The organism is Streptomyces aurantiacus (assembly GCF_001418335.1).
GTDB lineage: Bacteria > Actinomycetota > Actinomycetes > Streptomycetales > Streptomycetaceae > Streptomyces > Streptomyces aurantiacus.
The window spans coordinates 25,980-33,156 of the sequence record NZ_LIPP01000112.1 but is presented as its reverse complement, the minus strand read 5'-3'; the positions used below and the strand labels follow the sequence as shown (position 1 = coordinate 33,156).

5 protein-coding genes are annotated in these 7,177 nt (G+C 72.4%); all 5 read left to right on the top strand.

Annotated elements, in window-relative coordinates:
- Positions 1-68 precede the first annotated feature (68 nt).
- Genes AOK01_RS16400 through AOK01_RS16380 form a run of 5 tightly spaced genes read left to right on the top strand, consistent with a single transcriptional unit; the run spans position 69 to position 7,161 of the window.
- Entirely contained in the window at positions 69-1,004 is a 936-nt protein-coding gene (locus tag AOK01_RS16400; protein WP_055512240.1) for a carbohydrate ABC transporter permease, read from the top strand.
- A gap of 15 nt (positions 1,005-1,019) precedes the next feature.
- Positions 1,020-1,847, top strand: a complete 828-nt coding sequence (locus AOK01_RS16395; RefSeq protein WP_055512238.1) for a carbohydrate ABC transporter permease — start codon at positions 1,020-1,022, stop codon at positions 1,845-1,847.
- Positions 1,844-2,905, top strand: a complete 1,062-nt coding sequence (locus tag AOK01_RS16390; RefSeq protein WP_055512236.1) for a LacI family DNA-binding transcriptional regulator — start codon at positions 1,844-1,846, stop codon at positions 2,903-2,905. Before AOK01_RS16395 ends, AOK01_RS16390 begins: the two co-directional genes overlap by 4 nt.
- Before the next feature lie 51 nt (positions 2,906-2,956).
- On the top strand, positions 2,957-4,891 hold the full coding sequence (locus AOK01_RS16385) for a cellulase family glycosylhydrolase (protein WP_055512234.1): 1,935 nt from the start codon (positions 2,957-2,959) through the stop codon (positions 4,889-4,891).
- Complete coding sequence (locus tag AOK01_RS16380) at positions 4,888-7,161, top strand: glycoside hydrolase family 3 N-terminal domain-containing protein (protein WP_055512232.1); 2,274 nt, start codon at positions 4,888-4,890, stop codon at positions 7,159-7,161. Before AOK01_RS16385 ends, AOK01_RS16380 begins: the two co-directional genes overlap by 4 nt.
- Positions 7,162-7,177: the final 16 nt, after the last annotated feature.

The window sequence follows — 7,177 nt, the reverse complement described above, 5'->3', positions numbered from 1 at the left end:
CTTCCCGTCCCTCCCCCGCCGTCTCTTCCTCCCTCGCGTCCCGCGCCAGAGTCCATCGGAGTCACCGCATGACGACGTTGACGCCCACACCGGGCGGCACCACGGTCCGCCCCGGCCCGCCGTCCGCCACCGCGGGGCGGCGCCCGCCCCGGCAGGGCGGCACCGTTCTCGCCGTCCCGGCCCTGGTCTGGTACCTGGTGTTCATGGTCGGGCCGATGATCGCGATCTTCGTGGTCGCCGCCCTGCACTGGCCGGGCATGCTGCAGCCGGTGTCGTTCGCCGGCCTCGGCAACGTCCGTACCGTCCTCGACGACCCGGTCTTCCGGGACGCGGTGCGCAACACCGCGGTCCAGCTCGCCGTCGCGCTGCCGGTCATGATCGTGTGCTCGTACATGCTGGGCTACTACGTCGCGCAGCAGCCGCCGGGACACCGTGTCATCCGCTACCTGCTCTTCATCCCGGGGCTCATCTCGACCCCGGCGAAGGCCATGGTGTTCTACGCGGCCCTGTCCCCGGACGGACTGGCCAACGGCGCCCTGGAGGCGGTCGGCCTCGGCTCGCTGGCCGATGCCTGGCTCGCCTCCCCTTCCACCGCGCTGGCGTGCCTGATCGCGCTGGACGTGTGGGCCGGGATCGGCTTCACCGCCGTCCTGTTCGCGGCCCGCCTCGGCAGCGTGCCCGACGAGCTCGGCGAGGCCGCCCAGCTCGACGGCGCCGGGCACTGGCGCACAATGTGGCTCATCCACTTCCCCGTCATCCGCGACTACGTGGGCGTGGTGACGATGCTTCAGTTCCTGTGGACGCTCTTCGGGTCGGCCCAGCACGTCCTGCTGCTCACCCAGGGCGGGCCAGGCAGCTCGTCCACCACCCTTTCGTTCCTCGTCTACCAGAAGGCGTTCATCGCGGCCGACCTGGGCTACAGCCAGACCGTCGGCGTCATCCTCTTCCTCGCCGGGCTCGTCGGACTGCTCGCCATCCGCCGCGCATTCCGCCAGAACTACTGATCGGAGCCGCTCACCATGAAGCTCGGCAAGCGCTGGCTGCCCGCGCACATCCTGGTGTGGTCCTACGCGGTCCTGCTGATCGTGCCGCTCTACTATTTCCTCGCCTCCGCCTTCAAGACGAACGACGAGATCTTCGCGCACCCCTTCGCCCTGCCCACGTCGTTCGGCCTCGGCAACTTCCGCACCGCCTTCGACAGCGCCGACCTCGGGCTCGCCGTCGTCAACTCGACGCTGGTGACGGTCTTCTCCCTCGTCCTGACCCTGGCGCTCGCGCTGCCCGCGGCGTTCGCGCTGGCCCGGTCCACAGGCCGGGTCGCCTCGCTCATGGAGAACGTCTTCTCGCTCGGCTTCCTCATCCCCACCTTCGCCGCGCTCTTCCCGACGTTCCTGCTGGCCGCGGCGACCGGTCTGTTCCACACCCGTACGTTCATGGTGCTGTTCCTGCCCGCGACCGCGATGCCGCTGTCCGTGGTGATCCTGGTGCAGTTCATGCGGACCATCCCGAGGGAGATGGAGGAGGCCGCCCGGATGGACGGCGCCTCCACGTACACGACCCTGCGGCACGTCTACATCCCGATGTGCATGCCCGGCATCGCGACCGTGCTGCTGCTGAACTTCCTCACCTTCTGGAACGAGTACCTGTACTCGCTCGTGATCATCGGACCCGACCCCGCGCAGCGCACGGTCCAGGTCGCCCTGCCCACCCTGAAGTCGATCACCGGGACGGACTACGGCGTCCTCACCGCGGGCACCGTCCTCACCCTCGTACCGGTATGGATCGTCTACACGGTGCTGCAGAAGCGCATGCAACAGGCCCTGGTCAGCGGGGCGGTGAAGATGTGAGCCCGTCCACCGAGGCGAACCCGCCCGACGCGAGGCCCGCCAGACGTCCCACCATCAAGGCCGTCGCGGCAGCCGCCGGAGTGTCGACCGCGGCCGTGTCCCAGGCCTTCAACGACAAGGGGCGGCTGTCCGCGCCGACCCGCCGCCGCATCCTGGACACCGCGCTCGAACTGGGCTGGTCGCCGAGCGCGCCCGCCGCCGCACTGCGCAGCGCCCGGACCCGTACGCTCGCCCTGGTCGTCCGGCGCCCCACCGACGTACTGGGCGCGGACCCCCACTTCAGCGAGCTGATCACCGGCATAGAGGGGGAGCTCGCCCCGCGCGGCTACGGTCTGCTGCTGCACCTCGTCGCGGGCGCGCAGGAGGAGAACGTCCTCTACGAGCGGCTCGCCGCCGAGGGCAGGGTGGACGGGGCGGTACTCACCGACGCGCGCGCCGTCGACCCCCGTCCCGCGCTGCTGACCCGGCTTGGCCTGCCCGCGGTGCTGCTCGGCGACCCCGACCGCTCGACGGCCGTGCCGAGCGTCGGCCTCGGCCGGCAGGGCGCCGGCGTCGAGGAGGTCGTCGCCCATCTCCTGGAACTCGGCCACCGGCGCATCGCCTATGTGGCGGGCCCCGAGGAATTGCAGCACACCAGGCTGCGCCAGGCCGCCTTCGGCTCGGCCCTGCGCTCCGCGGGGCTGCGGCCGTTCGCCGTGCTGCACACCGACTTCTCGGAGGTCTCCGCGGTCGCCGCGACCGACGCGCTGCTGACCACCAGGGACCGGCCCACGGCCATCGTCTACGCCAACGACTCCATGGCCGTGTGCGGCATGGGCGCCGCCCAGCGCGCGGGGCTGCGCGTCCCCGACGACCTCTCGGTCGTGGGGTACGACAACCTGCCGCTGGGCCGTTGGCTCCATCCGCGGCTGACCACCGTCGACCAGCAGGTGCAGCGGGTCGGCGCGGCCGCCGCGCGTGTCCTGCTCGCCCGCTGCGGCGAGGACGTCGAGGCCGAGCGCCTCGACGACCGGCCCCGCCTGGTCGTCCGCGAGTCCACCGGTGCCGCTCCGCCCTGACGGCCGGCCCCGACCCCCCACTCGTACCACCCGATCGATCCGAGAAGGACCATGCGACGCCACAGCGCCCACCTGACCCACGACGCCGCCGTACTGCCCTGGCTCGGCGCCAACTTCTGGTCCCGCACCGGCGGCCCCCTGATGTGGCGCGACTACGACCCCAAGACGGTCCGCGAGGAACTCGGGGTGCTGCGCGAGCACGGTCTGACCATGACGCGCTCCTTCTTCTACTGGCCCGACTTCCACCCCGAGCCCCACCGGGTGGACGAGGTCCTGTGCGAGCGGTTCGCGGACTTCCTCGACGCCCACGCCGAGGCGGGCATGGGCACCGTGCCCACCTTCATCGTCGGCCACATGTCCGGCGAGAACTGGGACCCGGTCTGGCGCGGCGGGCGGGACCTGTACGAGGACGTGTGGATGGTCGGCCGTCAGGCGTGGTTCGCGTCGCAGATGACCCGCCGTTTCAAGGACCACCCGGCGGTCACGGGCTGGCTCATCACCAACGAGATGCCCGGCTACGGCCGCGTGTACCAGGAGAACTCGCCCTCGTCCGACGTCGTCACGGCCTGGGCGCAGGCCATGTGCAACGCCGTACGCGCCGCAGGCGCGACCCAGCCCGTCTCTCTCGGGGACGGCGCCTGGGGCATCGAGGTGACCGGCCGCGACAACGGTTTCTCGCTGCGCGACACCGCGGAGTACGTCGACTTCGTCGGGCCGCACGTCTACCGCTCGGACACCGACCGGCCGCGCCAGCACCACCGGGCCGCCTTCGAGTGCGAACTGGCCTCGGTGACCGGGCAGCCCGTCGTCCTTGAGGAGTTCGGCCTCTCCACCGACACGGTCTCCGCCGAGAACGCCGCGGTCTACTACCGGCAGACCCTGCACAACTCGCTGCTCGGCGGAGCCACGGGCTGGATCGCCTGGAACAACACCGACTACGACGATCTGTGGGACCGCTCGCCGTACGACCACCACCCCTTCGAGATGCACTTCGGCATCACGGACAGCGAGGGCGCGCCGAAGGCTCCCCTGGTCGAACTCGCCGCGTTCGCCGACGTGTTGAAGGCGGTCGACTTCGCCCGCTGCCGACGGGCCGACACCGACGCGGCCCTGGTCGTGCCAGCGTTCCTGGAGCGCGGATACCCCTACAGCAGGCCCGCCGACCGGCCGCTGATCTTCACCTCGCTGCATCAGGCGTACGTCGCCGCGCGCGCCGCCGACCTGCCGGCCGGACTCGTCCGCGAGGCCGACGGCCTGCCCGGCCGCGCGAAGCTCTATCTGCTGCCCGCCACCCGGCAGTTGACCGCCCGCACCCGACGCGAACTGGCACGCCGGGCGGAGGAGGGAGCGACGGTCTACCTGTCGTTCTGCTCCGGTGAGCACCCCGGCACGCGCGGGCCGTGGTTCGACGACCTCGACGGACTGTTCGGGGTCGAACTGCAACTGTCGTACGGGGTCGCCGAGCCCATCACCGACGACGTACTGGAGATGACGTTCACCGAGGACTTCGGCCCGCTCACGGCGGGCGAGAACCTCACCTTCCCGGTGGCGGGCAACGAGGACAGCCGGGCCTATCTGCCGGTGGTCCCGTGCGATGCCAGGGTGGTCGCCGTGGACGGGCACGGCCGGCCGGCCCTGCTCGTGCGCGAGACCGGACAGGGCCGCACCGTCCTGGCGACCTACCCCCTGGAGCACATGGCCGCCCGCACCGCCCACGTCAACCCCGAGCAGACGCACCGGCTGTACGCGGCGCTCGCCGACGTCGCGGGCGCCGGGCGCCCGGTCACCGTCGACAGCCCGTACGTGGGAGCGGACCTGCTCGTGCACGAGGACGGCCGGCGCTTCGTGTGGCTGGTGAGCCAGTCCGCCGAGGAGCTGACGGTGCGCCCGCAGGCGGCCGGCCTGCTGCGTGACCTGGCCTCCGGCGAGCAGGTGACGGACGTGCGGCTCGCCCCGTACGGGGTCGTCGTCCTGGAACTGACATGACCGGCCGCCCTCTCTACCGGGACCCGGACGCGCCGGTGCAGGCCCGGGTACGGGATCTGCTGGGCCGCATGACCCTGCGGGAGAAGGTCGGCCAGGTCAACCAGCGCCTGTACGGGTGGGACGCCTACGAGCGGACGCCCGGGGGACACCGGCTCACCGAGGCGTTCCACGCGGAGGTCGCCGCCCACGACGGCATGGGCGCCCTCTACGGGCTCCAGCGCGCCGACCCCTGGTCAGGGGTGGGGTTCGCGGACGGGATCACGGCGGCCGACGGCGCGCGGGTCGCCGACGACGTACAGCGGTACGTCGTGGAGCACACCCGGCTGGGTGTCCCGGTGCTGTTCGTGGAGGAGGTGCCGCACGGCCACCAGGCGCTCGACGGGACCGTCCTGCCGGTGAACCTCGCCGTGGGCGCCACCTGGGACCCCGACCTGTACGAGTCGGCCGCCGAGGCGGTGGGCGCCGAACTGCGGGCCCGCGGCGGCCATGTCGCGCTCGTGTCGGCGCTCGACCTGGTGCGCGATCCGCGCTGGGGCCGCGCCGAGGAGTGCTTCGGGGAGGATCCCCACCTGGCGGCCCGGTTCACCGAGGCGCTGGTGCGCGGCATGGGCAGGGCGCGGGCCGCGGTGGTCCTCAAGCATTTCGCCGGGCAGGGCGCCACGGTCGGCGGACGCAACAGCGCGGCCACCGAACTCGGGCCCAGGGAGCTGCACGAGATCCACCTCGTGGCGGCGCGCGCGGGTGTCCGGGCCGGTGCGGCGGGGGTGATGGCGGCGTACAACGAACTGGACGGCCTGCCCTGCGTCGCCAACCACCCGCTGCTGACCGGGCTCCTGCGCGACCGGTGGGGCTACGACGGGCTCGTCATGGCGGACGGCGGCGCCATCGACCGCCTGGTCCGCCTGACCGGCGATCCGGTGGCCGCGGCTGCCACGGCGCTGGCGGCGGGCTGCGATCTGAGTCTGTGGGACGCCTGCTTCCCCCGGCTGGCCGAGGCCGTCACCCGAGGTCTCGTTCCCGAGGCCACACTCGACACCGCCGTCGCCCGGGTCCTCGGACTCAAGTTCCGGCTCGGCCTCTTCGAGCAGCCGTACGCGTCCAGGCGCCCCGTCCACGAACCGCCTTACCCCGTACGGGAGTTGAGCGAGCGGATCGCCAGGGCCTCCGTCGTTCTGCTCGAACACGACGGAGCAACCCTGCCGTTGGGTCCTTCGGCCCGGCGGATCGCCGTACTGGGCCCCAACGCCGACTCCGTACCGCAGCAGATCGGCGACTACACCGCGCCCCAGCGGCCCGGGACCGGCAGCACCGTCCTGGAGGGCATCCGCGCGGCAGCCCCCGAGGGCGTCGAGGTCACCCATGCCGCCGGATGCGCGCTGACCGGCGCCGACCTCTCCGCGATCCCCGAAGCGGTCGAGCTGGCCGCCTCGTCGGACGTGGCCGTACTGGTGCTGGGCGGCTCCAGCGCCCGCGACGGCGCCACGGTGTTCGACAGCAACGGCGCGGCGCTGGCCGGCGCGGCCGGTCCGGGCGGCATGACCTGCGGCGAGGGCGTCGACCTGGCCGAACTGGCGCTGGCCGCCGGGCAGTTGCGGCTGATCGACGCGGTGGCCGCCACGGGCACACCGGTCGTCGTTGTCCTGGTCCAGGGGCGCCCGCACGCCCTGCCGGATCTCTCCGGGACCGTAGGCGCCGTACTGAGCGCGTGGTACCCGGGACCGTGGGGTGGCAGCGCGGTCGCCGACGTCCTCTTCGGCCGGGCGGAGCCGGAGGGGCGCCTCCCTGTGTCGGTACCGCGCTCGGCGGCGCAGTTGCCCGTCCACTACAACGGCAAGGACCACGGCTACCGGGGTTATGTCGACCAGCCGGCGTCCGCCCGCCACCCGTTCGGCCACGGGCTGTCGTACACGACGGTGTCGTACGGGGCGCCGAGGCTGTCCCGTACCTCGGTATCGCTGGACGCGCCCACGCTGACCTGCACGGTCGCCGTCACGAACACGGGACACCGGCCGGTGCGCGAGACCGTGCAGTTGTATGTGCGGCGGATGTCGGGCGGCTCGTCGTGGCCCAGGACGAGAGAACTGCGCGGGTTCGCCCGTGTCCCGCTCCGGCCCGGCGAGACCGCGGAGGCCGTGTTCGACATCGCCGCGGACACGCTCGCCTCGGTGACGCGCGACCTCACCGTGGGCGTGGAGGCGGGTGAACTCCTGCTGGAAACCGGCCCTTCGTCCGCCAGGACCCGTGCCGTGTCCCTCACGGTCGGGCCCTGACGTTCGGCGATGCGAT

What these genes read in the sequence shown, in the direction of transcription:
- AOK01_RS16400 (WP_055512240.1), top strand. Translation starts at nt 69, where the DNA reads ATGACGACGTTGACGCCCACACCGGGCGGCACCACGGTCCGCCCCGGC.
- AOK01_RS16395 (WP_055512238.1), top strand. Translation starts at nt 1,020, where the DNA reads ATGAAGCTCGGCAAGCGCTGGCTGCCCGCGCACATCCTGGTGTGGTCC.
- AOK01_RS16385 (WP_055512234.1), top strand. Translation starts at nt 2,957, where the DNA reads ATGCGACGCCACAGCGCCCACCTGACCCACGACGCCGCCGTACTGCCC.
- AOK01_RS16380 (WP_055512232.1), top strand. Translation starts at nt 4,888, where the DNA reads ATGACCGGCCGCCCTCTCTACCGGGACCCGGACGCGCCGGTGCAGGCC.